The sequence below is a fragment of the Desulfosoma profundi genome (genome assembly GCF_055387865.1).
Genome location: NZ_AP042420.1, coordinates 3,154,297 through 3,178,143, shown reverse-complemented (window position 1 = coordinate 3,178,143; position 23,847 = coordinate 3,154,297). Strand labels below are relative to the sequence as shown.

General features: G+C 57.7%; 27 protein-coding genes. 10 read left to right on the top strand and 17 right to left on the bottom strand.

The features are described from left to right. Window positions 1-73 precede the first annotated feature (73 nt). A complete protein-coding gene (gene asnB, locus ACZ5K9_RS13775; RefSeq protein ID WP_464271901.1) occupies window positions 74-1,879 on the bottom strand; it encodes an asparagine synthase (glutamine-hydrolyzing) in 1,806 nt (601 codons plus the stop codon). A 327-nt stretch (window positions 1,880-2,206) separates the two neighbouring features. Here asnB and ilvD point away from each other — a divergent pair, with 327 nt between their 5' ends. The 7 genes from ilvD to ACZ5K9_RS13740 all read left to right on the top strand — a co-directional run bounded on the left by ilvD (window position 2,207) and on the right by ACZ5K9_RS13740 (window position 8,160). After that, complete coding sequence (ilvD, locus tag ACZ5K9_RS13770) at window positions 2,207-3,868, top strand: dihydroxy-acid dehydratase (protein ID WP_464271900.1); 1,662 nt, start codon at window positions 2,207-2,209, stop codon at window positions 3,866-3,868. 9 nt (window positions 3,869-3,877) lie between these two features. Further along, a complete protein-coding gene (locus ACZ5K9_RS13765) occupies window positions 3,878-4,759 on the top strand; it encodes a class I SAM-dependent methyltransferase (protein ID WP_464271899.1) in 882 nt (293 codons plus the stop codon). Beyond that, window positions 4,752-5,768, top strand: coding sequence for an AmmeMemoRadiSam system radical SAM enzyme (amrS, locus tag ACZ5K9_RS13760; RefSeq protein WP_464271898.1), 1,017 nt, complete (start codon window positions 4,752-4,754; stop codon window positions 5,766-5,768). Before ACZ5K9_RS13765 ends, amrS begins: the two co-directional genes overlap by 8 nt. Continuing rightward, complete coding sequence (locus ACZ5K9_RS13755) at window positions 5,769-6,452, top strand: endonuclease III domain-containing protein (protein WP_464271897.1); 684 nt, start codon at window positions 5,769-5,771, stop codon at window positions 6,450-6,452. It begins immediately after the preceding gene. Further along, a complete protein-coding gene (locus tag ACZ5K9_RS13750; protein WP_464271896.1) occupies window positions 6,449-6,925 on the top strand; it encodes a universal stress protein in 477 nt (158 codons plus the stop codon). The genes ACZ5K9_RS13755 and ACZ5K9_RS13750 overlap by 4 nt, the downstream gene beginning before the upstream one ends. A gap of 45 nt (window positions 6,926-6,970) precedes the next feature. Then, window positions 6,971-7,468: a hypothetical protein gene (locus ACZ5K9_RS13745; RefSeq protein WP_464271895.1), complete on the top strand. Its 498-nt coding sequence runs from the start codon at window positions 6,971-6,973 to the stop codon at window positions 7,466-7,468. Window positions 7,469-7,611: 143 nt separating this feature from the next. Further along, complete coding sequence (locus ACZ5K9_RS13740) at window positions 7,612-8,160, top strand: shikimate kinase (RefSeq protein ID WP_464271894.1); 549 nt, start codon at window positions 7,612-7,614, stop codon at window positions 8,158-8,160. A 56-nt stretch (window positions 8,161-8,216) separates the two neighbouring features. Here the strand turns inward: ACZ5K9_RS13740 and ACZ5K9_RS13735 are convergent, their stop codons facing one another. The 6 genes from ACZ5K9_RS13735 to ACZ5K9_RS13710 all read right to left on the bottom strand — a co-directional run bounded on the left by ACZ5K9_RS13735 (window position 8,217) and on the right by ACZ5K9_RS13710 (window position 14,089). After that, entirely contained in the window at window positions 8,217-10,829 is a 2,613-nt protein-coding gene (locus ACZ5K9_RS13735; protein WP_464271893.1) for an ABC transporter permease, read from the bottom strand. Continuing rightward, complete coding sequence (locus tag ACZ5K9_RS13730) at window positions 10,814-11,512, bottom strand: ABC transporter ATP-binding protein (protein WP_464271892.1); 699 nt, start codon at window positions 11,510-11,512, stop codon at window positions 10,814-10,816. Before ACZ5K9_RS13730 ends, ACZ5K9_RS13735 begins: the two co-directional genes overlap by 16 nt. A gap of 236 nt (window positions 11,513-11,748) precedes the next feature. Beyond that, window positions 11,749-12,222 carry an adenylyltransferase/cytidyltransferase family protein gene (locus ACZ5K9_RS13725; protein ID WP_464271891.1) on the bottom strand — a complete coding sequence of 158 codons (474 nt, stop codon included), beginning with the start codon at window positions 12,220-12,222 and terminating at the stop codon, window positions 11,749-11,751. Window positions 12,223-12,229: 7 nt separating this feature from the next. After that, window positions 12,230-12,721 (bottom strand): hypothetical protein, encoded by a 492-nt coding sequence (locus tag ACZ5K9_RS13720; RefSeq protein ID WP_464271890.1) that lies wholly within the window; start codon window positions 12,719-12,721, stop codon window positions 12,230-12,232. Window positions 12,722-13,098: 377 nt separating this feature from the next. Next, window positions 13,099-13,656 carry a tRNA (cytidine(34)-2'-O)-methyltransferase gene (locus ACZ5K9_RS13715; protein WP_464271889.1) on the bottom strand — a complete coding sequence of 186 codons (558 nt, stop codon included), beginning with the start codon at window positions 13,654-13,656 and terminating at the stop codon, window positions 13,099-13,101. A gap of 43 nt (window positions 13,657-13,699) precedes the next feature. Then, window positions 13,700-14,089, bottom strand: a complete 390-nt coding sequence (locus ACZ5K9_RS13710; RefSeq protein ID WP_464271888.1) for an Lcl C-terminal domain-containing protein — start codon at window positions 14,087-14,089, stop codon at window positions 13,700-13,702. 229 nt (window positions 14,090-14,318) lie between these two features. Between ACZ5K9_RS13710 and ACZ5K9_RS13705 the strand changes: the two genes are divergently transcribed. After that, a complete protein-coding gene (locus tag ACZ5K9_RS13705; protein WP_464271887.1) occupies window positions 14,319-15,176 on the top strand; it encodes an alpha/beta fold hydrolase in 858 nt (285 codons plus the stop codon). Here ACZ5K9_RS13705 and ACZ5K9_RS13700 read toward each other — a convergent pair. Continuing rightward, on the bottom strand, window positions 15,095-15,733 hold the full coding sequence (locus tag ACZ5K9_RS13700; protein ID WP_464271886.1) for an alpha/beta hydrolase: 639 nt from the start codon (window positions 15,731-15,733) through the stop codon (window positions 15,095-15,097). The two genes, ACZ5K9_RS13705 and ACZ5K9_RS13700, sit on opposite strands and share 82 nt — an antisense overlap. Window positions 15,734-15,943: 210 nt before the next feature. Between ACZ5K9_RS13700 and ACZ5K9_RS13695 the strand changes: the two genes are divergently transcribed. Continuing rightward, window positions 15,944-16,897 (top strand): patatin-like phospholipase family protein, encoded by a 954-nt coding sequence (locus ACZ5K9_RS13695; protein ID WP_464271885.1) that lies wholly within the window; start codon window positions 15,944-15,946, stop codon window positions 16,895-16,897. Window positions 16,898-16,985: 88 nt separating this feature from the next. Here the strand turns inward: ACZ5K9_RS13695 and ACZ5K9_RS13690 are convergent, their stop codons facing one another. From ACZ5K9_RS13690 to ACZ5K9_RS13660, 7 genes are all read right to left on the bottom strand, one after another. Further along, window positions 16,986-17,615, bottom strand: coding sequence for a F0F1 ATP synthase subunit B family protein (locus ACZ5K9_RS13690; protein ID WP_464271884.1), 630 nt, complete (start codon window positions 17,613-17,615; stop codon window positions 16,986-16,988). A gap of 3 nt (window positions 17,616-17,618) precedes the next feature. Further along, window positions 17,619-18,044, bottom strand: a complete 426-nt coding sequence (locus ACZ5K9_RS13685) for a F0F1 ATP synthase subunit B family protein (protein ID WP_464271883.1) — start codon at window positions 18,042-18,044, stop codon at window positions 17,619-17,621. A 31-nt stretch (window positions 18,045-18,075) separates the two neighbouring features. After that, the gene (gene atpE, locus ACZ5K9_RS13680; RefSeq protein ID WP_464271882.1) at window positions 18,076-18,327 is read right to left on the bottom strand and encodes an ATP synthase F0 subunit C; all 252 of its coding nucleotides are present in this window, start codon (window positions 18,325-18,327) and stop codon (window positions 18,076-18,078) included. An 18-nt stretch (window positions 18,328-18,345) separates the two neighbouring features. Beyond that, a complete protein-coding gene (gene atpE / locus ACZ5K9_RS13675; protein ID WP_464271881.1) occupies window positions 18,346-19,077 on the bottom strand; it encodes an ATP synthase F0 subunit C in 732 nt (243 codons plus the stop codon). Window positions 19,078-19,079: 2 nt separating this feature from the next. Continuing rightward, window positions 19,080-19,754, bottom strand: coding sequence for a F0F1 ATP synthase subunit A (atpB, locus tag ACZ5K9_RS13670; RefSeq protein WP_464271880.1), 675 nt, complete (start codon window positions 19,752-19,754; stop codon window positions 19,080-19,082). Between the two features lie 76 nt (window positions 19,755-19,830). Further along, entirely contained in the window at window positions 19,831-20,244 is a 414-nt protein-coding gene (locus ACZ5K9_RS13665; RefSeq protein WP_464271879.1) for an ATP synthase subunit I, read from the bottom strand. Window positions 20,245-20,250: 6 nt separating this feature from the next. Further along, window positions 20,251-20,487, bottom strand: coding sequence for an AtpZ/AtpI family protein (locus tag ACZ5K9_RS13660; RefSeq protein ID WP_464271878.1), 237 nt, complete (start codon window positions 20,485-20,487; stop codon window positions 20,251-20,253). A 221-nt stretch (window positions 20,488-20,708) separates the two neighbouring features. Here ACZ5K9_RS13660 and ACZ5K9_RS13655 point away from each other — a divergent pair, with 221 nt between their 5' ends. Beyond that, entirely contained in the window at window positions 20,709-22,451 is a 1,743-nt protein-coding gene (locus tag ACZ5K9_RS13655; protein WP_464271877.1) for a L,D-transpeptidase family protein, read from the top strand. Here the strand turns inward: ACZ5K9_RS13655 and ACZ5K9_RS13650 are convergent. Together ACZ5K9_RS13650 and ACZ5K9_RS13645 are read right to left on the bottom strand one after the other, a co-directional pair. Continuing rightward, a complete protein-coding gene (locus ACZ5K9_RS13650) occupies window positions 22,414-22,962 on the bottom strand; it encodes a YcbK family protein (protein ID WP_464271876.1) in 549 nt (182 codons plus the stop codon). The genes ACZ5K9_RS13655 and ACZ5K9_RS13650 overlap by 38 nt on opposite strands. 165 nt (window positions 22,963-23,127) lie before the next feature. Continuing rightward, window positions 23,128-23,745, bottom strand: a complete 618-nt coding sequence (locus ACZ5K9_RS13645) for a DUF3786 domain-containing protein (RefSeq protein ID WP_464271875.1) — start codon at window positions 23,743-23,745, stop codon at window positions 23,128-23,130. Window positions 23,746-23,847: the final 102 nt, after the last annotated feature.

The following is a 23,847-nucleotide window of genomic DNA, read 5'->3' as shown; positions in this document are numbered from 1 at the left end:
CTTGGCAATGCATCTGATACATAATTATCAAGAAAGTTGTCAAGCCATGAGAGGCAGCCCCTCATGGACAACCTCAGGAAGCCGTTCGCCCGAGAAAGTTTCGATACACTTCTTTCAGCCAGGCTCGGCGCCAGCTTCCCACGGTCCCTGCATTGGGGATCAGCCATTCCCATATGGGGACCGAAAAACCGGTTTTCGCCCGACGCACAATGGCGTCAGGGGGATTTCCGTTCCATGCGCATTGCGCGACAAGCTGCTTGTAATTCCACGGGCTGCGACCCAAGACGGCCGCCACACTTTTCAGAAAGACCACGTCCACGAGGGGCACCCGAATCTCCAGGGAGTGGGCCATCCCCGCCCAGTCGCTGTCCCGAAGAAGCATGTTGCGCATATACTGAGTGACTTCCAACGCCGAAACTGCACGAAACGGATCCGTTTCCTGACGAGCGCTCCGGTGCAGGGCGTCCATGGTCGCAAGTCTGTCCCATCCCTCCCGCGCCATGTCGGGATCCATGAGTCGTGGAAGTTCCCAAGGCATGTACACTGCACGGCGCAGGAGGTATGCGCCCCCGTAGTTTCCTCCGTACTCCAGAATTCCCGCATATTTCGGAGAAGCGTATCGGCGCAGCACCGGCTCCACCATGGCCCGCACCAGACCTCCGATGGCCTGAAAAGGTTTGGCCACTTTCACGATCATGGGAACGTGCCGAAAGGAAGGATAACCGCCGAAGAGTTCGTCCCCGCCCAGGCCAGAAAGCGCGACTTTGAGCCCCCTTTCCGCCGCTCCTTTGCTGACCAGGTAGGTGTTCACCCCGTCGATGGACGGCTGGTCCATGGCGTCGAAAACGCGCTCCAAGTCGTCCATGAGGTCTTCTTTCTTCACCCAACCCGTCTCATGGTGCGTCCCCAGTCTTTGGGCGACCAATTCAGCCACAGGGGTTTCGTCGTCCATTTTCCCCCGAAACTCATCAAAGCCCAAGGTGAAGGTCCGCAGAGGAATCGGAGAACATCGGGACGCAAGAGCCGCCAAGGATGTGGAATCGACGCCGGCGGACAGAAAGACCCCAACGGGCACGTCGGAAACCATATGGTAGCGCATGGTTTCCTCCAGAGCCCGACCGAGCGTTTCTTCCACTTCCGCGCGGCTCAGCGGCCGTGAAGGAGGTTCCACGCCCGCAATTTCATGGGCCACATCGCAGAACACTTCCGGGACCGGAACATCACCATCCTTTTGGACCCACAGCGTCGATCCCGCCGGAAGGGATCGAATGCCTCGATACAAGGTAAAGGGTTCCGGTACCCATCCCCAAAGGAAGAAACCCGCATGACCGGCGGGCTCCTGGGACGTGTCCGACACGCCCGCCGCCAGCAGCGCTTTGACTTGGCTGGCGACTTTGAGGGTACCGGCATCGTCGGCATAGTAAAGAGGTTTGATGCCGAAAGGATCCCGGGCAAGAAAAAGGCCCCTTGCCGCTTCATCCCACAGGGCAAAGGCATACATCCCGCGCAGGTGCTCCACCATACGCCGGCCGTAGCGCCGATAGAGATGGATCAACACCTCGGTGTCACTATGGGATCGGAAACGGTACCCCTGAGCCTCGAGACCCGCCCGCAAATCTTTGTAATTGTAAATCTCGCCGTTAAAGGTCACCCGGACAAGACCGTCATCGGACGCCATGGGCTGGGCCCCTGCGGGTGAAAGGTCGATGATGGCCAACCGCCTATGCCCGAGTCCCACCGTGTGGTCTTCGGAAACCCACACGCCTTCGCCGTCTGGACCTCGCGGCTTTTGGCGGGCGTTGACCGTTTCCAGCCAGGCTCGGGGATCGGTGTCCGCAGAATTGTTCTTGTATCGAAAAATCGCACCAATGCCGCACATAGAGATTCTCCGTTCCTTTCCCTCACAGGTCGCTCATCACGGCAACACTCGTTCTCACCATCGCACAAGAAAAAGCCTCCAGTGGGCCCATCGGAACGGCATTTTCTCACGATTTCCGAAAAAGTCGAGAAGCCAGAACATTAAAGAACCCAGCCAAAACGGCGCTCCCGCCTTTTCCCTTGCCAAGACTCTGAAGCCTAAAGTAACTTTTTAAATCTCCCACCTCCTGCGGGAATGGCCTTATGGGGGACCGAAAAGACCCGATGCCGAAAACCCACACGCTGAGATAATGACCGAACAGCCAACAGGCGATAAGGAGAAAAAGCCATGCGCAGCGATCTGATGAAAAAAGGACCAGAAAAAGCCCCTCATCGATCTCTTTTCAAAGCCATGGGCTATACGCGGGAAGAAATCGATCGCCCGTTGATCGGCATTGTCAACTCCTTCAATGAGATCATTCCGGGGCACATTCATCTGGACAAAATCGCTCAGGCCGTCAAGGCGGGCGTGCGCATGGCGGGAGGCACCCCCATAGAGTTCTCAACCATCGGCATCTGCGATGGGATCGCCATGAACCACGACGGCATGCGTTACAGCCTGGCCAGCCGGGAACTCATCGCCGATTCGGTGGAGGTTATGGCAATGGCCCATCCTTTCGATGGACTGGTGCTCATTCCCAACTGCGACAAGATCATCCCGGGGATGATCATGGCCGCATTCCGCTTGAACATCCCATGCATTGTGGTGAGCGGCGGCCCCATGCTGGCTGGCCGAGTGGGGCAGCATCCCGTGGATTTAATCTCCGTGTTTGAAGGTGTGGGGGCCTTGAAGGGAGGACGAATCACGGAGCGGGATCTGGAGGATCTGGAGGACAATGCGTGTCCCGGCTGTGGCTCTTGTGCGGGCATGTTCACCGCCAATTCCATGAATTGCTTGAGCGAAGCGCTCGGCCTGGCCCTTCCAGGAAACGGGACAATCCCCGCCGTCACCGCTGCCCGCTACCGACTGGCGAAAACAGCCGGGGTGAAAATCATGGAATTGGTCCGGGAAAACAAAAAACCCAGGGACATCATCACCATGGAATCGTTTGAAAATGCCATTGCGGTGGATATGGCACTGGGATGCTCCACCAACACAGTCCTTCACGTCCCGGCCATCGCCCATGAAGCAGGCTACACGCTCGATCTCGGCCTGTTCAACTCCATCAGCGCCAAAACCCCGCACCTGTGCTCCTTGCGTCCCGGCGGCCCCCACTTTTTGGAAGATCTCAATGCGGCGGGAGGCGTTCAGGCGGTGATGAAAGAATTGGCCAAGATCGGCGCCATCCACCTGGACGCCCAAACGGTCACCGGTTACTCCGTGGGAAAGAATTTGGAATCGGTGAAGAACGCGGACCCCACCGTCATTCGGCCGATCGATAATCCGTATCACCAACAGGGCGGCATCGCCATTCTCTACGGCAACCTGGCCCCTCAGGGCGCTGTGGTGAAGCAAAGCGCCGTCGCTCCGGAGATGCTCCAGAGGACCGGGCGGGCCCGTGTGTTCGAAAGCGAAAACGATGCCGCCGCCGCCATCCTCGATGGAAAAATCCAGCCGGGAGACGTGGTGGTCATCCGCTACGAAGGTCCCAAAGGCGGCCCTGGAATGCAGGAAATGCTCACCCCGACGGCGGCGATTATCGGCATGGGTTTGGGGAAAGAGGTGGCTTTGATCACCGACGGCCGGTTCAGCGGCGGCACCCAAGGCGCTGCCATCGGGCACATCAGCCCCGAAGCGGCTGCGGGCGGCCCCATTGCTCTGGTGGAAGAGGGCGACCTCATCGCCATTGACATCCCGGCCAAGAAGCTGGAGCTGCTTGTGGATGAGAGCACGCTGCGGGCACGGCGTGAGGCTTGGAGCCCGAAACCGCCGAGAGTCCGCCATGGATATCTGGCGCGTTATGCCAAGATGGTCACCAGCGGCGCCACCGGGGCCGTTTTCGAAGAGTGAGAGTGACTCGTGGGATACGTGTTTCGTTTGGAAGATGCCCTGAGCATGGAGCAATGGGCCGCAGAGGAGCCTGGTCGGACGGCGCTGCGCCTGGAAAGGAACTTGCTCCGGCGACTGTGGGCTCCGTTGGCCCCCCAAAGGGTCCTGGACGTGGGGTGCGGCACCGGCTTGACGCTCCAGTGGTTGGCCCAAAACGGGCATCAGGTCACCGGCGTGGAGCCCTCCCGGGAACTGGTGCGTTATGCCCAGAAGAAACTCCCCGACCGCATCTCTGTTCACCAGGGATTTGCTGAAGATCTCCCATTCAGTGACAACGAATTCGACACGGTGACCCTGATCACCACTCTGGAATTCGTGGAGAACCCCCGAGCCGCCCTTGCGGAGGCTTGTCGGGTGGCCCGCTACCACGTACTCATCGGCACCCTCAATAAATGGTCTCTCACCGGCTGCTACCGCCGCATGGAATGCCTCTGGAAGCCCTCGCTTTACCGCCATGCGGCCTTTCAATCTGTGCTTTCTCTGAAGCGCCTTCTGGAAGACGTCCTCTCTGGACCACCGGTCTGCCGGTGGAGAACGTGCTTGTTTTTTCCGCTCTGGCTCATCGCGCGGGTGGACTCCCTGGAAGACCATCCCTTGTTCCAATATCAACCCTTTGGGCATTTTCTTGCCATGCGCGTGGATCTTCGTGCCCGATACAGACCGGTTCAGGAGCCGCTGATGGAGCGGGTGGTCGGGGCGGGCGCAGCGGGTCCCCCACGGTCGTGCTGGCGCCTCCCTGGGCAATGCGGCCTTCCGAAACCCTGGAGCGCGCCTCGCCGGAGTCGCCGCACTCCATCCCCGGAAGCCCAAAAGAACGCGAGACAGCTCGGTGAGGGGAGTGGCTATGCATGAGGCTCGTTTCTATGTCACGGAAGAAAAAAATACCGTCCGTTGTCACCTGTGCGCCCACCGCTGTCACATCAAACCGGGAAAGACCGGCATATGCGGTGTTCGCCGAAATGAAAACGGCCGATTGCACTCCTTGGTTTATGGCCGGCTTATTGCGGCCAATATCGATCCCATCGAAAAGAAACCTCTTTTTCATTACCTTCCGGGGAGCTTGAGTTATTCGATCGCCACGGTAGGCTGCAATTTTCAGTGCCTGTTCTGCCAAAATGCCGATATTTCACAGGCGCCGCGAGACCACGGCGCCATTTTCGGCAGGGAAACAGATCCGGACGCGGTCGTCCAGGAGGCTCTCAAAACCCGATGCGCCAGTATCAGCTATACGTACACGGAACCCACCATCTTCATGGAGTTCGCCATGGATGTGGGCCTCCGTGCACGTCAAGCCGGCCTGAAAAACGTTTTTGTCTCTAACGGGTACATGACCCCAGAAGCTTTGCACGAGGCCGCGGCGACATTCCTCGACGCTGCGAACGTGGACCTGAAAGCTTTCCGAGATCGATTTTATAAAGACATGTGCGGCGCCCGGTTGGAACCTGTCCTGGAAACCCTGAAGGTGATGAAACGCCTCGGTGTCTGGGTCGAAGTCACCACCCTGCTCATCCCCGGCCTCAACGACGATCCTAGGGAACTGGAAGAGCTCGCCCAGTTTCTTGTGTCGCTCGGACCCGAAACCCCGTGGCATGTCAGCCGTTTCCATCCCACATACCGGTTGACGGATCGACCGCCGACACCTGTGGCAACCCTGCGTCAAGCCCGGGATATCGGTCGTCAAGCGGGGCTTTTGTATGTGTACACGGGGAATGTGCCTGGAGACGAGGGGGAAAACACCTATTGTGCCCAATGCGGTGCCGTGGTCCTGCAGCGCCATGGATTTTCCACGAAGGTCAAGGGCATCCGCAACGGCGCCTGCACCGCATGTGGCGCCCGCATTCACGGAGTCGGTCTGCCGTAAATGCACCCCCCTCAAGCCGGACTCCTGTTGAATCTCTTTGAAACTCTTCTGGAGGCTTTCGGGCCCCAAGGATGGTGGCCGGCCGAGACTCCTTTTGAAGTCCTTGTCGGCGCCATTTTGACGCAAAACACTTCGTGGAAGAATGTCACTCTGGCCATTGATCGCCTCAAAAGCAAAGACCTTCTCGATCCAGGCAAGATCCTCGTCGTCGATGAGGACATCCTCCGTGAGTGCGTCAAGCCATCCGGCTTCTACAATCAAAAAACCCGGTATCTTCTCGCCTTCTGCCGACATCTTCACATCCATCACCGGGGCGATCTGTCGGCTTTCTTGGCCCAAGAGCTCCCTCCCTTAAGGGAAGAACTTTTGTCTATCCCGGGCATCGGGCACGAAACCGCCGACAGCATCATCCTCTACGCGGCACATAAGCCAAGTTTTGTCGTGGATGCCTACACCCGACGGATCCTTGCCAACCACGGTTGGATCCCACCGACCATCGGCTACGAGGCGCTGAGGCAAATTTTTATGGACGCTCTCCCACCGGATGTGTATCTTTTTCAAGAATTTCACGCCCTGCTGGTCCGACTGGGGCATCTTTTCTGCCGGAAGACGCCTCGTTGCGGCGGGTGCCCGGTGGACGGCTATGCAAGGGAAGAATCACCGGAAACGAGGAGATCGCTATGATTCAACTGAAGAAAGTTCTGGTGCCCGTGGACTTTTCTGATTTTTCCCAAAAAGCGCTTCGTTACGGCGTGGAAGTCGCCCGGGACAGACAAGCCTCTTTGACCTTAATCCACGTGATCAACCAGAGGATCATAGACGCCGTCCATGAACTCAGCGTGAAGGGCTACAAAGGGGATTTTGTTGAGGCCATGCGGAGGATGGTCCAGGATCGGGAAGAGGAACTCCGTCAGGTGCTGCCTGCGGAATGGCGGGAAGGCATTCCCGAGATCCGGTTCGAGATTCGCAAGGGACGTCCTGCGGAGGAGATCATTAACTACGCGAAAGAGAACGCCATCGACTTGATCGTTGTGGGCACCCACGGCCGATCTGCCCTTTTGAGCACTCTTATCGGAAGTGTCGCCAACACCGTGGTCCTTCGGGCTCCGTGCCCTGTGCTGGTCGTTCGAGCCCTGCAACACGACTTTGTCCGATAGGCCCGAATGACGTCTGCTCCTGTGGCCCCGCCCCATCGTTTGATCATGACGGACGCACGGTGGCGGGAGCACTTTCAGACCCTACAGCGGAATCTCCCCACCACGACACTCGGGGAGCTTCGGCCCCTCGGGATCCAGACGCGCCACGCCATCGAAGAGCTGGATCCCGTCATGTCACGATATTGTGCCGAAACGTGCCCCCAGTGTGTGGACGTGTGCTGCACAGCTCTTTACGTTGTGTACAACCCCACGGACATGATCTACCTGCATGCTTTGGGATATGCCGTGCCCGTGGGGCAAACCCGCGAGCACTACGGGGAACCTTGTCGGTATCTCCAGTCCACGGGCTGCGCTTTGCCTCGCATTCTGCGACCCTACGTATGCACGTGGTTTTTGTGCGACGCCCACATGGGCCTGTTCTCCCTTGAACGGCCATCTTTCCAGAGACGTATTATCGCGGTTCTCATGAATATCCGAAATTTGAGGACGTCCATGCTGGAGGCGGCTCGCCCCTTTCTCCCGGCCGACTGGTTCGATGCGTAAATTCCTATGGTCTCCCGGCCATTGCCATGGGGCACGGTCGGTGGCATCGGCCAGGCGACAGGGAGACGGACCCTGCCCCGAGGATCTTCCGAAAAGTCAAGGGCCGATCATGGGGTCAGGGGCCTTCGCTGTTTGAAGGAGTTATGGTGAAATCATCGCCCTCGAGACGGCCATTTCTCTCCCGCAATCTGGTGCTCATCGGAATGCCCGGTGTCGGGAAAAGCACGCTTGGGGTCCTATTGGCCAAAGAGCTGGCGGCGCCGTTTGTGGACACGGACCTGCTCATCCAAGCCGCCTATGGCAAGCGGCTTCAAGAAATTATCCTGGAAAAAGGTTTGGCAGGCTTCCGGGCGATCGAAGAAGCCATGGTGTGTTCCCTCAGCGTGTCGGGTACCGTCATCGCCACAGGAGGAAGCGTCGTGTACAGCACGAAAGCCATGGAGCACCTCAAAGCCCACGGGGTTGTCATATGGCTTGATTTATCTTGTTCCCTGTTGGAAAAACGCCTGGGAGATCTGGATGCCCGAGGGGTCGTCCGCGTCCCTGGCCAAAGCCTCGAAGAACTTTATGAAGAGCGAAAACCACTGTATGCGCAACATGCTCATGCCCACATAGTTCTGGACGGTTTGCCTCACGACCAAGCCGTTCAGACCATCCTCGAAATGCTGGCCACACCCCGTCCCTCGGAATGACCTTGGGATGCGAGGACTCGCCTTCGCCTGTGATATTCAAAAGCGCGGCTTCCATCTCAGTGCCCCTCTTCCCGGAGGAGTACCGCAGGGCTTTGGAGAAACGCCAGCCGCAACGCTGGAATGGTCGCGGCCAAGGAAGCCGCGGCGATCAGGGGCAAGGCCACGCCCAGCTGTCCCCAGGGAACGTGGTACACAAAAGTCCACCCAAAAGACTGGGCATTGATGACTTCAATCAGGATCACCGAAAGAACGAACCCACAAGCCACGCCCAAAACCAACCCGATGGCGGTCATAAAGGCCGCTTCCCACAGGAGCATGCGGCGCACTTGGCCTGTGGAAGCCCCCAAAGCTTTCAGTGTGTTCAAAGAGACCACGCGCTCGAGGGTCATCACCGTAAGGGTGGTCATCATCCCCAATCCGGCGACCATTAAGGCCAAGACCAACAAAACGGTCGTCACGGCAAAAGTCTGGTCAAAAACCCTGAGGATATCCCGACGGAGATCGCCGCCCACCAAAACGTCAAGGTCGTAGCGGTCACCGAAACGCATCAGGATTTCTTCACGAAGTCGAGCCGCCCGGGCCGCCGATGCTTCTTTGGACTCCCCAAAGAAAATCCGGGCACCGCTCCATGACCGATCCCCCGTTCGGTCCTGAAAGATTTTTAAATCCATGTAGATGACGGCACCTTGCGTTCGATAATCCCTGTAGACGCCGGCGACGGTCAATGTCATGGGGACTCCGTGAACCACAAGAGGCATCCGGTCGCCCAGGCGAAGCCCCGTCCGACGGGAAAACACTTCGCTGATGATCACCCCGTCGCCGGATCGCATGGCCTGATACGCCTCTTCAGCTCGTCCTTTGAGGAAAAGGAATCCCCCGTGCTTTGTCAGCCGATCCAAATCAATGCCTTCCAAGGCACAATCCACGCCTTGGTAGGTCATGGCAATGCGCCGATAGGCCACCACATCGGCATCGGCACGTCCGCTGATCTCGACGACAACTTCGGCCGGGAGGGGATCCCGATATCCGTTCAGGTCTGCCAGCATCGGACGAAGAAAAAGATCACCGCTCACTGTCTGGAAAACCCAAGCTTCCACCGTTTTTCGAAAACTGGAGATCATGATCACCAGCGCCGCAAAGAGGGCAACGGCCGTGATCAGTGCTCCGATGGACACAGCGATGCGTGATCCGGCCTTGCCGAGATTTTTCAAGGCAAGGACGCAGGGTTCCCCTCCCACGAAACGGACGTGGCGCGAAGGAAGCGTCGCGATGCGCATGAGGACGCCGGGGGTTAACAGGGAAAATCCGCAAAAGAGAAAGAAAACGGAGGCATAGCCCGCCACAGGGACGCCTCCGAAAGATGGGGCCATAGACAGAAGCCCGACGAGACCGAGAAGGACACCTCCCACAATGGTCAATCTTCCAGGTCCCCGAGTCGGCACCATTTCTGAGCTTCGAGGCCGGATGGCCTCCGTGGGCGGCACGGCCATCAGACTCCGAGCCGGCTGTAAAGCCGCCAGCGCCGAAACCCCTGCTGTCAACACAATGGAGACGATCACATCGGAAAGGCTCACAGATACGGCACGCACCTCCACCCGGGCAAAAAGTGCGCTCACCGTAGCACTCACCGCTTCCAGTAAATCCCTGGCGAAGATAAGGCTCGTCGGAATCCCTACCGCCCAGCCCACAACACCCAAAAGCAGGCCGTCCAAAAGCAGCAACAAGAACACGAACCCTGAAGACGCGCCCAATGAACGGAGCACGGCCGCTTCGCGACGCCGAGAAACGCTGTTGAACGCTGTCAGACTGTAAACCAGAAACATTCCCACGAACAAGGAAACGAAACTGAGGACCGAGAGGTTTTGTTCATAGGCGGAGACCATGGACAGAGTGGATTTTTGGCGCTCTTCCGGGCGATGCAGCGCATAGGCGTCCCCCAAAAGTTTTCGCAGCTCCTGAAATCCCTCTTCTTCCCAACCCTCCGTGAAGGCCCCTTCCACTCGGTCGACGCCGCCGAAATCCCCAAGAAACTCTTGGACCGTCGACACGTCGGCAAGAAGGATCATGCCTCCTTCGGCCAACCCCAACCCTTCATCCTCCAGGATGCCCAAGACCTTGAGGTTCTTCCACCGATCTTGATAATGGATTGTGATCTCCGAGCCGGGCTCCAAACGCAAATGACGCGCCGCCGCAGATCCGATGAAAACCGTCCCGGGTTCGCTCATCAGACGTGACCATTGCTGGACCTTTTCCGGCGAATCCGCCCCTCGAGCGGCCCACGGTCGCAACGGTCGATCCAAGATGGGGTCAAAACCCATGAGGCGAACGACAGCCGTTTTCTGGGCCCCACTCTTTTCGACGTGGGCGCGCACGGTCACACTTGTCACCGGCGACGCCGTCTTGACGAAAGGGCGACCCAAAATCTCTCGAAGAACCTCATGAGGCACACGGCTTCCCGGACGTGTGACCACGAAGTCGGCATTTTTCGTGACGGCTTCCATGCTCTGCTGAAAGGAGCGCACCGAGGTGGCCACGGCAAGCCGCACCGCCACAAACACCCCTGCCCCCAGACTCAGTCCCAGAACCACCGCGGCCACCCGCCACGGATGCCGCCGGCTGTACCGCAGGGAAAACCACCCGTAAATGCGCAGCATCATGAAGAGTGACATTGATCGTCCACAATGACGCCGTCACGAAGGCACAAAAGCCGTGTCCCCAACTCGTCCGCAATGGTGCTATGGGTGGCCATGACGACGGTTCGGGCGAAGTCCCGATGGAGGGTCCCCAGAATCTCCACGACGCGTTCGCCGTTGCGCGTATCCAGGTTTCCTGTCGGTTCGTCGGCGAGGATTAAGGGAGGATCGTTGATGAGAGCTCTGGCGATGGCGGTGCGTTGGGCTTCGCCGCCCGAGAGTTCGCCAGGTAAATGGTGGAGGCGATGGCCCATGCCAAGCCACTCCAGCCAGCGGAGCGCTTTCGCCTGAGCGAGATCAAAGGCGTCCCCGGCAAGGAGTGCCGGGAGACACACATTTTCCAGTACAGTCAGCGTCGGCAGGAGATGGAAACTCTGAAACACAATGCCCACTTTTCGGCGACGATACTGGGTGAGCTCCCTTTCGCTGAACGCCAGGAGATCTTGTCCCGCAACCCACAGACGGCCGGCCGTCGGTCGATCCAGGCCCCCCAGGAGCGCCAAAAGGGTACTCTTGCCGGATCCGCTGTTGCCTTTGAGAACGACAAATGCCCCAGAGGCCACTTCAAAGCTGACACCATTGACCCCGGCGACACCGACGGTGCCCAGCTGATAAATTCGTGTCAGGTTTTCAGCCCGGATGATCGGAATGTCTTCCATGAAGGTTGAACGAGCAGCACACGTTTTTGGATTCGTCTCGTCGCCTAGACGGGTCGGAACACGTAAGGACACACTCTAAACGATCCCCGCAGGCGTGGCTGACAAACTTTCCGTCCGCTCTCAGGTGACCGACGACGGAGTCAATAATCAGGACAGTGGCCGTGCAGCTCGGGAAAACCCGGCGCCGGCGGATGGTCCGATCGGTCTCTTCAAGCGTTTCGCCACACACACCCTTCTCAAGGATTCGTCCGAGCCCGACGGATTTTTTCCACGATGCCCGTGGTCGAGTAGCCTTCGACAATGGGGACGCGAACCACAACACCACCGCGCTGCCTCACCCAATCGGCGCCAACGATGGACTCCAACGGCCAATCAGACCCTTTCACCAGGACGTGGGGGTCCACAATCTGGATCAACGCCAAAGGATCCGGGGTGTCGAACAAAACCACACAATCCACGCAATGCAGTCCCGCAACCAATTCGGCACGAGCGTTTTCGTCGACAAACGGTCGCGGCGGGCCTTTAATCTGACCTACGGACGCATCGGTATTGACGCCCACAATCAGCAGGTCGCCGTAAGACCGCGCACTCTCCAAATAGCGCAAATGCCCCACGTGAAGGAGGTCAAAGCATCCATTCGTAAAAACAACTCGCCGCCCTTGGACCCTCGCATCCCGACTTAGGGCGGCGGCTTCATCAAGCGGTTTCACTTTTTCCCTAGCCCGCATCCTCGGCACCGCCGTCCAACACCGCACGTCCTTCGGTCATTTCCCGGTACAGCCGCTCCGCCTCTTCCCGAGGTGTTTCATGGGTGAGCCGGACATTCTCACTTTCCAAGGCGTCGATGATCCCTTCCAAATACATCTTGATCCAGAAAGGCAAACTCGCCATGTCTGCGTTGGTGACACGGATGACGCGCCCGGGATCTTCAACGAATACCTCGCCCCGAAAAATCGTTTTGAGGCACAGAAGCGCCTGCCTGCCCTTGCCGTGCCGCTTCGGGCCTTCCACCTCCAAATGATAAATGGTGATCTCTTTCGTTCCGCTGGGTGTCAAGGAGACACTCAAATCGCCCCAAAAAGCCCCGGGCTTGCGAAACCGGAGCACCTCCATGGGCCCGTGCCCCTTGAGGATAGTCAGGAGATCTTTAATGGGCAGATCACCATAAGCAGCTTTCCAAATGATGCCTTTCCATTCGATTTCCGCCACTTTTTTTCACTCCAGAGGTCTGAGACAACCGCTTGGACTGGACCATCGTCGCTGAGCGCTTGGATTCGGAGAGCTTCTTCTCCGCTTCTCGAACGGCGCGCCTCAGGTCGAGCTCCCACTGGGTGCCGTTAGGCGATGGGGATCTTTTGATCACGAAGGAACTTAAGGGGGGATCTTTTTTCGAGCAGTCCCTGCTCTCGAAAAAAACCACTCAGTAATGGCTTCCTCGACCGATCACCACGGAATAGAGGCCCATTTCTTCGATTTCGGGGCACAGCTCGATCATCCTGATTATAAGGCTTTCTTTGGACAGCGTCTCCATGGAACCCCTTTGCCTTTCGGCCGTCAGAGCATGTTCCGAGCCCGCGCCCCTTGCGCTAAAGGGACTGCGCCGCCTGCGGTCGGCTCCAGGCCGACCGTTCCCTCAACTGCCTCCTCGCTTCAAACAGAGCGATCCCCACCGCTGTGGACAGGTTGAGGCTGCGGACATGTTCATTTTCCATAGGAATCCGCACAACTCTGTCGGGGTGCGCTTCCAGAAGCCACATGGGAAGGCCCTTTGTTTCGGCGCCGAAAACGAGGCAATCCCCCGGTTCAAAGGAAAACCTATCGTAGTCGATGAAGCCTTTCTTGGAAAAAAGTACAAGCCTCCGCGACTGCATGTCGTGGAGAAAGTCGTGGAGGGAGCGGTGTACGGTCACCTGGACATGTGGCCAATAATCCAAACCGGCGCGCTTGAGATACCGGTCTGTCAGACGAAATCCCAGCGGCTCAACCAAATGGAGTGGCGTGCTGACCGCTGCACAGGTGCGAGCCACGTTGCCCGTATTCGGGGGGATTTCCGGCTCGACCAAGGCAACTTCGAGGAGGCCACCGATGTGGTGCGCCCGTGGTGTGCCGATATCTCGAATTCCGGAGGCACTCTTTGGCAGCACGCCCGCTCTCCGTCGTTGATGTCCATGACGGATAGACTCTTAACTAAATCCGATCACCTCGAACGGCACGGACAAAATGGTTGGCGTATTTTTGTTCCACCAGGTAGAGGTCCCCGTAGTAGAAATCGGCATAGACAGCCTTATGATGTCCCGCTTTCGTGCTGCTCCATACACAGCGCTGCTCACCGAAAACAGGATCGATGTAAAGCCCTGTGTTTGGGTTCTCCTCCGCGGTGAGCAACGTGGCGAGTTCCTCCTGCGTCGGGTAACGCCAGTCGTCGAACCCGGCCCAGGCCGAGCGATTGAGTTCTTGGATGTAGGCAAATCCTTCCGGCCACATGAGCCGGTCGGCAGAAGCCTCCCGTTGCCACATCAACCCTGTGTGACGATCCATGACGATCACATCCTTGAAGACGCTGAAACGCGCCGCCATAGGCTCCTCCTCGAACGCGAAAGCGGATGAACGGCTTGCCTGAAAGCGCGAAACATGGGAAAAGGATTCGGTCTGTTGCATTTCGTCCATGGCGCTCCCCATTTTTCTCGTTGCACGGGATCGTCTCAAAATACATGCAGTGTACACCAACTCGTGAACCGTTCGCAAACGTCAACTGAATCCGCGAAAAATGCTCAATGGTTAGAGCCAAAGAAAGGGAAAAAAGACCATGCCCGTCCTCACAACGTCCTCGCTGAAACTCTATTACGAAGTTCATGGAGCCGGCCCGAATCTTCTTTTCGTGAGCGGCCTCGGCGGGGGCACGTGGTCGTGGTACGGCCAGGTGCCCTTTTTCCGTCGGCATTATCGCACCATTGTGTTCGACAACCGCGGCGCCGGGCGGTCGACCATGCCGCCTGGTCCCTATTCCATGAGAGATTTCGCCCAGGACACGATGGAACTCTTGGACCATCTGAACATCCGTCGATGTTTCATGGTCGGTCTTTCCATGGGGGGCATGATCGCCCAAGAGGCAGCGCTTTTGGCGCCAGATCGGTTTGACGCGTTGGTTCTTGGATGCACCCATTGTGGGGGGTCAATAAAAATCCCACCATCCCCTCAGGTCATCACCCGCTTTACGGACAACGCAGGGCTCAGCCTGGAAGAAATCGTGGAGAAGAACCTCTCCTTTTTTTTCAGTCCGAAAGCCTTCATGGACCGCAAGGACGCCGTCGAAGAGTACAAACGGGTCCAGACCAGCGTACCGCTCCAGCCGGAATACGCCTTCTCGGCCCAGTTGGCGGCCATTCAGAGCTTTGATGCCTCAGATCGTCTCAAGAATCTGGCCGTTCCCACTCTGGTGGTCACAGGAACCGAAGATGTTCTCGTACCTCCGACAAACGCCCGGATTCTCTGCGACTTCTTGCCTCAGGCCTCCCTGGTGGAACTGGAAGGGGCGGGTCATGCCATCCATGCGGAGTGTCGGGACACCTTTAACGCCCTGGTTCATGAATTCTTGTCCGACCCCCAAAAGGCGGTGAGAAACGCCCCAAGGAGTCGTCGGATTTCATGTTCCCGCCCCCAATAGAAATGGTCTCCCCCGGGGCAGACATCCAGCTGGACACGGCACCCTTGCGCTCGCTGGGCTTCAACCCAGGAGCGCACCCGAGCGACCTCGGCAAAGGTATCGTTGTCACCGACAACCACCCACGTGGGGCATGAAGGGATGGAGAGGCCGGAAAAATCCAAAAAATTCACAGGAGGGGAGACCAGAGCGAGGCTCTCCGGTACGAATCCCGAGCGGCAGGCTTTGAGGGCCACCCAAGCCCCGAACGAATAACCGGCTAGGTGAATTCGTTCCACACCGATTTCTTTCAGGAAACGCCGGACGCACAAAGTGTCTTCCGCTTCGCCGTCGCCCTCCTCGTATACCCCTGTGCTTTGCCCGACTCCTCGGAAATTGAACCTCAGGGTCGTCCATCCCCTTTGCCGATAAGTGTCTTCCAAGGCCAGGACCACATTGTTGTCCATGGATCCCCCATACAACGGATGGGGATGGCAGACAACGGCCCCGTCGGTGACAAGCCCTCGGTGCAGTCGACCTTCCAGATGATGCGCGGTGCAGTGGACATCGATCCTTTCCATGGCCTTCATCCTTGTGGAATCTCCCTGGAATCCCTAAGCGCAACGCGCTATAAAGCAAGGGCGGACCTGGGAACCCCAGCGCCTGCCGACCCGCACGCCCTTAATGGGGTGCATGGGCGGCCCCCACTCCCAGGCGCCCGTCCGATCAGCCGGATTTTTTGACATCGGACCTAGAGAAGAGCTATCTGGAGCCGTTCGCGAGGGGTGTGGATGCGAAAAACCGCCTTGGTCTTAAGCGGAGGAGCTGCCAGGGGTATCGCCCACTTGGGAGTCCTTCAGAACCTGAACGATAAAACTTTTCCCGTTCACATGATCCTGGGCACCAGCATGGGAGCCATCGTCGGCGCGCTTTACGCTTACCACGGATCGGCCGCCGCCGCGGAAGACAAGATCCGCACCTTTGTCGCCAGCACGCCTTTCCGGGAAACCCTTTCCCTCGCCGTGGATGACGCGCCACCTCTTTCGCCTCTCCAGTCCCTCTTCGACCGATTTGGACAGCAGATCCGAAAAAGCTACTTGTACACCCGCTTGGTCACTCGTCCCAGCCTCATTCCCGAAGAGGCTTATTGGAAACTCCTGGCGGAGATCATCCCCGACATCCGCATCGAAGATCTGCCATTGCCTTTCGGTGCCATCGCCCTAGATATCCTGACGGGCGAGGAAGTGGTCCTCACCACGGGATCTCTTCGGAAGGCTTTAGGAGCCAGCGCCTCCATTCCCGGAATGGGGCCGCCTGTGCGTTACAGAGGGAGACTCCTTGTGGACGGAGGGTGGATCGACAACGTTCCCTGCATGCCGGCTCGACTCCTCGGGGCACAATTCGTCGTGGCCGTAGACACCTCAACCGAGGTGGCTGACATTCAGCCCCTCCCGAGCTGCGCCCTGGAATACGCTCTCAGAAGCAGCGAAGCATCGCGCATTGCTTTGAACAAAATTCGTCTTCAACATGCGGATGTCGTTGTGCGGCCGGCCGTGTCTCACCTCCGCTGGTGCGATTTTCATCTATTCGAGCAAACCGTCCGCGCGGGCCATGAAGCGTGGGTTTCGGCCGTGCCGTCAATCAAGAAGTTTTACCGTCGGCAACAATGGAATCTTTTGTCCCGCTTTCGGCTCGGTCAGCCGAGCCAGAGCTCCCCGAAGTATCATTCCATGGTGATCCTCTAAGCCGAAGGAGTACAAACGATAAAAAAAGGGGCGCCCATGGAGCGTCCCTCTTTTTTGCAGCCGCATCTTCAAGCTCAGCACCCCGCCGTTATCCCTCTGCGGGGCCGACTCCTTCACCCTGAGCGGGCATTGTCTCCAATTGCTCCAGGTAACTGGCCAAAAGGCGTTGCTGATCTTTCTTTGTGATTTTCTTACGGATCCTTTCTTCAGCCAATGAGACGGCTTTATCCACCACTTCGGCACGAAACCTTTTCTTGGCTTCCTCGAATTCCCGGGCGGCGTAAAGTTCCGCATCCTCGAGAATCTGTCGCCGAATCCGCTCCGCTTGGGCCAGGATCTTCGCTTTCTCCTCCTGGCCGATCTCATGGTAGTAAGCCTTAATACTCTCGATCTTCTCATCCAGCTGCGCCAGAAGCGCTTCCTGTTCTCGACGGCGACTCTCCAAGGCCTGTTCTTTTTCGCGGAGCTGGTCAAAGAGCCCCGAGATGGCCTCCCGGCGTCCCTTGATAAAACTAACCAACGGCCCCTTGAGGTACTTCATGATGAAGTAGACGAGGATCCCAAAATTGATCCATCGCCAACACAAATCCCACAAGGACCGGTCGATCCCGAAAACTGTGGACGATGCACCGTAGGCTTCTTCGACCCCCACGAGAGCGGCCGCCGCCAGGCCCCACATGATCCCACAGGTATGCAGCATTCTCAGACTCCAGGCCATGCGCTAAAGTTTCCGCCCTACGACCTTGGTGGAAATCTCATAGGACAGCGCTTCCGCCAATTTCTTCAGACCTTTTCTTGCCCTGACCAGCTCTTCTTCCACCTCCGTGCGCACCCGTTGGCGCAGCGCCGCAATCTCTTCCTGGACATCGAGCATCGCGCGATGCGCATCCTCCTCCGCTCGTGCCCTCATGCCCGCCCGGGCGCTCTGGGCCTCCGACTCCGCCGCACGCACTCGACTCCTATAGGCCTCCGCCATCTTTTCCAGCTCGGCCCCCGCGGCTTCCAGTGCCTTTTCTTTTTCCCGAATAGACTGTTCCCTCTCCAGAATGATTCTTTGGAGAGGCTGAATCATCAGCCGGTTCAAAATGAAAAGCAGCACCAGAAATAGCGTCACTTGAACGAAGATCGTTGCATTTAAGCTGATCATGGCTCACTCGTCACTCCGCCTTTCGGCGCGTTCATTTCACCACGAACATGAGCAGCAGGGCGACGACCAATGAGTAAATACCGGTCGACTCCGACACGGCTTGGCCCACAAGCATGGTGCGTGTGAGCAGACCGGCTTCTTCCGGACGACGACCCACGGCCTCGCAGGCTTTTCCTGCAGCGTAGCCTTCCCCGACTCCCGGCCCAATCGCTCCTAGACCCATCGCGATCCCTGCCCCAAGCAGCGCCATCCCTCGAACGAAATCAGCTCCCGAAATTTCCATTTTTTCGACCTCCTGTAATCACAGACCTAGAATCAGCAACAAAGCCACAACCAAAGAATATATGGACGTCGATTCCGTCACCGCTTGGCCGATCAGCATCGTGCGCGTCATCAACTCCACATTTTCGGGGTTTCGCGCCACCCCGTCGACGGCGTTTTCGGCGGCTATGCCCAATCCGATACCTGGTCCCACCGCCCCGAAACCCATGGCCAGGCCTGAGCCGAGCAGCGCGCATAGGGCAGGGAAAGTCGTGACCTCCGGCATCTGCTTAAAAAGGAGAAGCAACGAAACCAAAAACCCGTAAATGGTAGGGGACTGGGAAACGCTGGCTCCCACGAGCATGATCGTCGTAATGGGTCCCGAGGCTGTCGGCTGACGCCCAATCCCTCGACAGGCACCGCCTGCGGGAAATCCCGATCCAACCCCGGATCCCACTCCAGCCAGGCCCATAGACAGTCCCGCGGCCAGGTATGCCCAGCCGGCCAGGGTGGGCTGGCCCTCCCCCGAAGTGAACAACAAAACGACGGCAATCACCAGACCGAAGATACCTGACGTCTCGGCCACCGCTTGGCCCACAAGCATCGTCTTGAGGATATCTCCTGCCAGTTTCGGCCTATAGGAAACTGTCTGATTGGCAATGCCTGCAGCGTAGCCTTCCCCGATCGCCGATCCGATGGCTGCAAAGCCGACCGATACACCTGCACCGAGACCCGCAGCCGCCCTTATCCAATCCAACTGTTCCCATGCCATGGTTATTTCACCTGAACCGAGATGTAGACGAGGGTAAGCATCGTGAACACGAAGGCTTGCACCGTCCCCACAAACAGCCCAAAGAAAGCATTCAACGCGGGGGGCAAAATAAGGTTGTAAACGAGATGACTGACGACAAGGATTATGATCGATCCTCCCATGATGTTGCCATACAAACGGAAGGAGATCGAAACCACCTTCGCCAGCTCCCCAATCACATTGAGCGGCATCATAAAAAAGATCGGCTGAAAGTATTCCTTAAGGTACGTCCCCAGCCCCTTGTGCTTGATCCCTGCGTAGTGGGCGATAAAAAAGCCCATGACCCCGAGTCCCAATGTTGTATTGAGATCCTTCGTCGGTTCTTCCATGTGGGGAACCACCCCGATCCAATTGCACAGCAGGAGAAACATAAAGAGCGTACAAATGAGCGGGTGGTAGGTTTTGGCCATGTGCTCGTCCAAGGCGTCTCGGGTGAGATTCCAGAAGGTCCCCACGAAAAGTTCGGCAACCATCTGGCACGGATTGGGAACCAAACCCTTTTGCTTCGTCGCCAGCCAACCGAACAGGATCAAAAGTCCCCCGATGACCAGCGTCATGGTGATGGTCGTGGCATTCAACACCACACGATACCCCATGACTTGGAACGTCCACGTTGCGATGTGAGCCAAATTTTCCATATCCGCCTCGCCTCTTCACCCCCATCGCCGGGGCGGTCGAGTCACTTGCACCACAGGCTGCACTCGAATTTCCCTCTCAACCTAGGGCACCGCGCCTCTTCCCGGCCAAAGCAGCCACCACATTCCCGCACAAAATCCCTATCGGGACGGCAAACAACCCCACGACGACAGCCCAGAAGGAAAACATTTCGGATTTCCATCCCACCACCAGGGGTATGCACAAAAGGATCATACGTACCGCCATGGACCCCAGGGCGACCAATGTTGCCTTGCGCCGGTTGGTTCCACAGGCCAGTTGGAGCGGGAGTACCTGCCCCATAGCCATGAAATTGATGACGCTGAAAAGAGCTCCCAACGCCAGTCCTTTGGCTTCGGGCACGAGTCCAAGGAGATACGCCCCCACAGCGACCGCCACCGAGCCGTTGAAGATCCTTTTTGCCAGTCTGCGTTGAAACACGTAGTACTGTTGGTAGTCCGCACCGGATTCCATTCCGGCTCAATCCTTTGTCTGCCCGTCTTCCAGCTTGCGAATCTGGCGATACACGGTGACGGCCCCTCCGATGATCCCGAACAAGATGAACACGACCAGGAGGACACCTCCTGTTTTGAGCCATTTTTCCAGGGTATATCCAATGAACAAGCAAAACGCGATGCTCCCTGCCATGGTCAACCCCACCTGGGTGACCAAAGCCAGGTATTCAATCGTGTCCCGCTTTTTTTTGAAATCCTTCACGGTGTCGACTTTTCCCTTCTTCGGGCACGCTGCCCTTTCGCAGGCTTTTTGTTATCAGAAGGCGCGGCTTTTGTGAAATATTTTTTTTTCGACGGCAGCCCCTTTTTTTCTCTCAAGGTGTGGTTGTCTCTTGGCACAATGCCGTGGGATATGTCAAATAGGCCGGACCGGCCATCAATGCCGACCTTTTCACCACATTTGGACACAGGAGAACGTCTAAGGTGATCGCGGTATTTCGCTTCATTCCAACGTTTGTTGTTTCCGTAGGTCTCTTCTTGTGGACCCCGGCCATCATCCCTTCCTTAGCCGCATCCGAGGCCGCTGCCCAGGTGGCATCCGTCCAAGAGGCGCTGCGCCACCTTCTGTCCCAGCCCGGCGCAGAGGAGGACCTTTTTGTCGCCTGCCAAAGGCTCTATTCGGCTCAGGAAATTGCCAATTTCTATCGGGACCGATCCTACGCGCCGGCCTGGCTCGACGCGTCCGAGCCGTCCGCAGCGGCACGAGACTTGGTGCACTTTGTCCAACAAGAAGCCGCCAACCACGGCCTCAACCCCGAAGACTATCACCTGTCATGTTTGACGGCGCTTTTCCAGGTCATCGACACGGCCCGCAGGCAACAGCGCGACATCTCGGTAAATCTTTTGGCGAACCTCGATCTTGTCTTGACCGACGCTTTTTTCGTCCTTTTTTCACATTTGTCTACGGGCCGTGTGGACCCTTCAGCCCTAGACCCCCAATGGGTAGCCCACGCCCATGAGGCTGACCTGCGTGCCGGACTCGAGGAACTTCTGGCGCATCGGGACATTCGGCGCACGGTTCGGCATTTCGCCCCGCCCGATGAGGACTACTGGAGGCTGGTGGCCGCTGTCCCCGCGCAACGCAAAATTGCCGCTCAAGGTTCTTGGCCTGTTCTTCCCGAAGGACCAAGCCTCCATCCCGGCCAGAGGGACCCCAGAGTGTCCACCTTGCGATACCAGCTTTATCAACTAGGGGATTATCCGCACTTGCCGGCCAAAACCTCTGATCTTTATGACACCGACCTAGTGAAAGCGGTCCGCCGGTTTCAAGAACGTCACGGACTTGGAACTGACGGTGTTTTAGGCAAAAAGACCGTGGAAGCCCTCAATGTCCCGCCTCGAGACCGCCTTTTGCAAATGCTGGCAAACATTGAACGACGCCGGTGGCTTCCCCGCACCTGGGGCGAACGGTACCTGGTCGTCAACACGGCGGATTTTGCGTTGACCGCCTATGAACACGGCACGAGCGTGCTGAAGATGCGGGTCATTGTGGGGGGCAGCGCCACGTCCACCCCCGTTTTCAGCGAAGTCATGCGCTACGTGGAACTCAACCCTTACTGGAACGTGCCTAAAAGTATTGCCACGGAGGAGTTGCTGCCGAAAATCCGAAGAGACCCCAGCTATTTGGAACGCCATCACTACGAACTGCTGGTCAATGTCGATGACAAGATTGTCCGTCTCGACCCCGGTTCCATTGATTGGGAACAGGTGCGCCAAGGCAACTTTCCCGGACGGCTGCGCCAAGTTCCGGGGCCTTGGAACGCCTTAGGGCGCATTAAGTTCGTGCTTCCGAATCGCTTTAACGTGTATCTGCACGACACCCCCGAACGGCATCTGTTCCAGAGGCCGCACCGGGCTCTGAGCCACGGCTGTATTCGCTTGGAAAAACCACTGGACCTGGCCTTGTTCGTTCTTCAAGACGATCCCAAATGGACCCGTGAATCCTTGGAAAAACTGATCTCCACCGGCAAGCATCACATGATTTCCTTAAGGAAACCATGCACCGTGCACCTGCTCTACATCACCGCATGGGTCAGCGAAGACGGCACCGTCCATTTTCGGCAGGACATTTACGAGCGAGACAAGCTCTTGGTGGCGGCTCTGAAGCTGGAAAGGTTCGCTTTCAACGTTACCAGTAACGAACGGGACCGACATCCAGGTGGATGAAATCGTTGTAGGTTCCCACGCCCCCGGCTCTAAAGGCAGCGGCGGCCGATCTCAAGGCATCCAGGGAAACCCCCTCGATGACCACGTCGGCCGCCATCGCCTTGACGTGATAACTCTTTTCCGCCACGGAATGTCCCTGTTGCCGGAGGTATTCGTTGTAGGCCGGAGATCGATATCCGGAAAAAAGGAGATACGGCCGCCCGCCTGCCCTCAACCGCTGTCGCACTGCGTCCAAAAGGATATAAACATGACGGTCTATGGCCCGGACGGTGTTGGTAAAATGGCACCTGAAGAGGTAGTCCAAGCGGCGTAAGGCTCGAAGGTCAAAACGGCCATTCCGGTTGATATAGCGCACGGTCAGAAATTCGTCCGTATGCAGGTTATAGAAACTGAGCACCCCGGAGCACACCCTGGCATAGGGTGCGGCCAAAGCAACGTTGCCGGCCAGAAGGGTTATTCCCGAACCAAGACCAGTTCCCACCAGTCCTTTGAAGAACTCACGCCGCGTCATTTTCCCCTCTCATGCAAGCCGACTTTACTGACCAACGCTTTTTCCCGGGTATGTCTGGTGCAAGGCCGCTTGGGTTCCCAGGCCTGCGTAACAGATGACCGGCGCTCTGTCAATCCGCAGAAAGCGAGGTCCAAAGAGTGCGTGAGCGCAGATTCGGCTTCTTGGTCAGGGGCCTTGGCGGGTGCAACAAAAGTGAATCAGGCTCTGAGCCGTGTATTCCGCCACATCGGCCAAAGCGTCCAGAGGCATAAAGGAGGTACAGTCGGCACCAAAAAGGCAGGTCACCGCGGCGGGAAACTCATCGTCCGCCTCATGGATTATGTAGTACAGTGGGACTCGTGGGAGCGGATACAAAGTGAAGGAAAAATCCCCCGACGGGGCATCGGTGTTTCGGTGGCCGGAAAAGGTCGAGAGAATGCTCTCCATATGTTTTCGAATCTGGCCGACGTAAGGCACGAGCGCCTGTTCTGCATGCACGGCAAAAGCGGCCTGGTATGGGCCGCTGTTGGGAATTTCTTTAAATGCTTTGAGGGGGTGCAGCGGGGTTGTGCGTTCCGGCACCATCGCGAGGTAAATGGCCGCAAGGACGGCTCTGGGTCCGTGATCTAAGTTCCCATCGAACAACACCCTGTCGCGGTGAACGACACAGCGAAGCCCAAAAGCCGGAAAGGCCAATGCGCCGGCCGCGTCAAAAACACCGGGGGCGGCTTTTTGCAGAACCGTTTCGGAGCGAGCCCATGCCTTGTCTAAATATCCTCGGATGATTGCTTCATAGCCGCTCATGCTCTGTGCTCTCCCTTCTATGCCATTGTGAGTGATCTCCTCGAGCCGCCCGTCTTGAGACACAGCGTCCTGAACCGATGCCTCAACAGCGCTTTCCCCCTT

Excerpts from the sequence above, each read along its gene's own strand:
- ACZ5K9_RS13735 (WP_464271893.1), bottom strand. The coding sequence starts at position 10,829 with ATGTCACTCTTCATGATGCTGCGCATTTACGGGTGGTTTTCCCTGCGG.
- ACZ5K9_RS13650 (WP_464271876.1), bottom strand. The coding sequence starts at position 22,962 with ATGACGCGGCGTGAGTTCTTCAAAGGACTGGTGGGAACTGGTCTTGGT.
- ACZ5K9_RS13730 (WP_464271892.1), bottom strand. The coding sequence starts at position 11,512 with ATGGAAGACATTCCGATCATCCGGGCTGAAAACCTGACACGAATTTAT.
- ACZ5K9_RS13745 (WP_464271895.1), top strand. The coding sequence starts at position 6,971 with ATGACGGACGCACGGTGGCGGGAGCACTTTCAGACCCTACAGCGGAAT.
- ACZ5K9_RS13710 (WP_464271888.1), bottom strand. The coding sequence starts at position 14,089 with ATGGCGGCGCGTTTCAGCGTCTTCAAGGATGTGATCGTCATGGATCGT.
- ACZ5K9_RS13665 (WP_464271879.1), bottom strand. The coding sequence starts at position 20,244 with ATGGAATCCGGTGCGGACTACCAACAGTACTACGTGTTTCAACGCAGA.
- ACZ5K9_RS13755 (WP_464271897.1), top strand. The coding sequence starts at position 5,769 with ATGCACCCCCCTCAAGCCGGACTCCTGTTGAATCTCTTTGAAACTCTT.
- ACZ5K9_RS13740 (WP_464271894.1), top strand. The coding sequence starts at position 7,612 with ATGGTGAAATCATCGCCCTCGAGACGGCCATTTCTCTCCCGCAATCTG.
- ACZ5K9_RS13750 (WP_464271896.1), top strand. The coding sequence starts at position 6,449 with ATGATTCAACTGAAGAAAGTTCTGGTGCCCGTGGACTTTTCTGATTTT.
- ilvD (WP_464271900.1), top strand. The coding sequence starts at position 2,207 with ATGCGCAGCGATCTGATGAAAAAAGGACCAGAAAAAGCCCCTCATCGA.
- atpE (WP_464271882.1), bottom strand. The coding sequence starts at position 18,327 with ATGGAAATTTCGGGAGCTGATTTCGTTCGAGGGATGGCGCTGCTTGGG.
- ACZ5K9_RS13685 (WP_464271883.1), bottom strand. The coding sequence starts at position 18,044 with ATGATCAGCTTAAATGCAACGATCTTCGTTCAAGTGACGCTATTTCTG.
- ACZ5K9_RS13690 (WP_464271884.1), bottom strand. The coding sequence starts at position 17,615 with ATGGCCTGGAGTCTGAGAATGCTGCATACCTGTGGGATCATGTGGGGC.
- amrS (WP_464271898.1), top strand. The coding sequence starts at position 4,752 with ATGCATGAGGCTCGTTTCTATGTCACGGAAGAAAAAAATACCGTCCGT.
- asnB (WP_464271901.1), bottom strand. The coding sequence starts at position 1,879 with ATGTGCGGCATTGGTGCGATTTTTCGATACAAGAACAATTCTGCGGAC.
- ACZ5K9_RS13645 (WP_464271875.1), bottom strand. The coding sequence starts at position 23,745 with ATGAGCGGCTATGAAGCAATCATCCGAGGATATTTAGACAAGGCATGG.
- ACZ5K9_RS13695 (WP_464271885.1), top strand. The coding sequence starts at position 15,944 with ATGCGAAAAACCGCCTTGGTCTTAAGCGGAGGAGCTGCCAGGGGTATC.
- ACZ5K9_RS13700 (WP_464271886.1), bottom strand. The coding sequence starts at position 15,733 with ATGGAAAGGATCGATGTCCACTGCACCGCGCATCATCTGGAAGGTCGA.
- atpB (WP_464271880.1), bottom strand. The coding sequence starts at position 19,754 with ATGGAAAATTTGGCTCACATCGCAACGTGGACGTTCCAAGTCATGGGG.
- atpE (WP_464271881.1), bottom strand. The coding sequence starts at position 19,077 with ATGGCATGGGAACAGTTGGATTGGATAAGGGCGGCTGCGGGTCTCGGT.
- ACZ5K9_RS13705 (WP_464271887.1), top strand. The coding sequence starts at position 14,319 with ATGCCCGTCCTCACAACGTCCTCGCTGAAACTCTATTACGAAGTTCAT.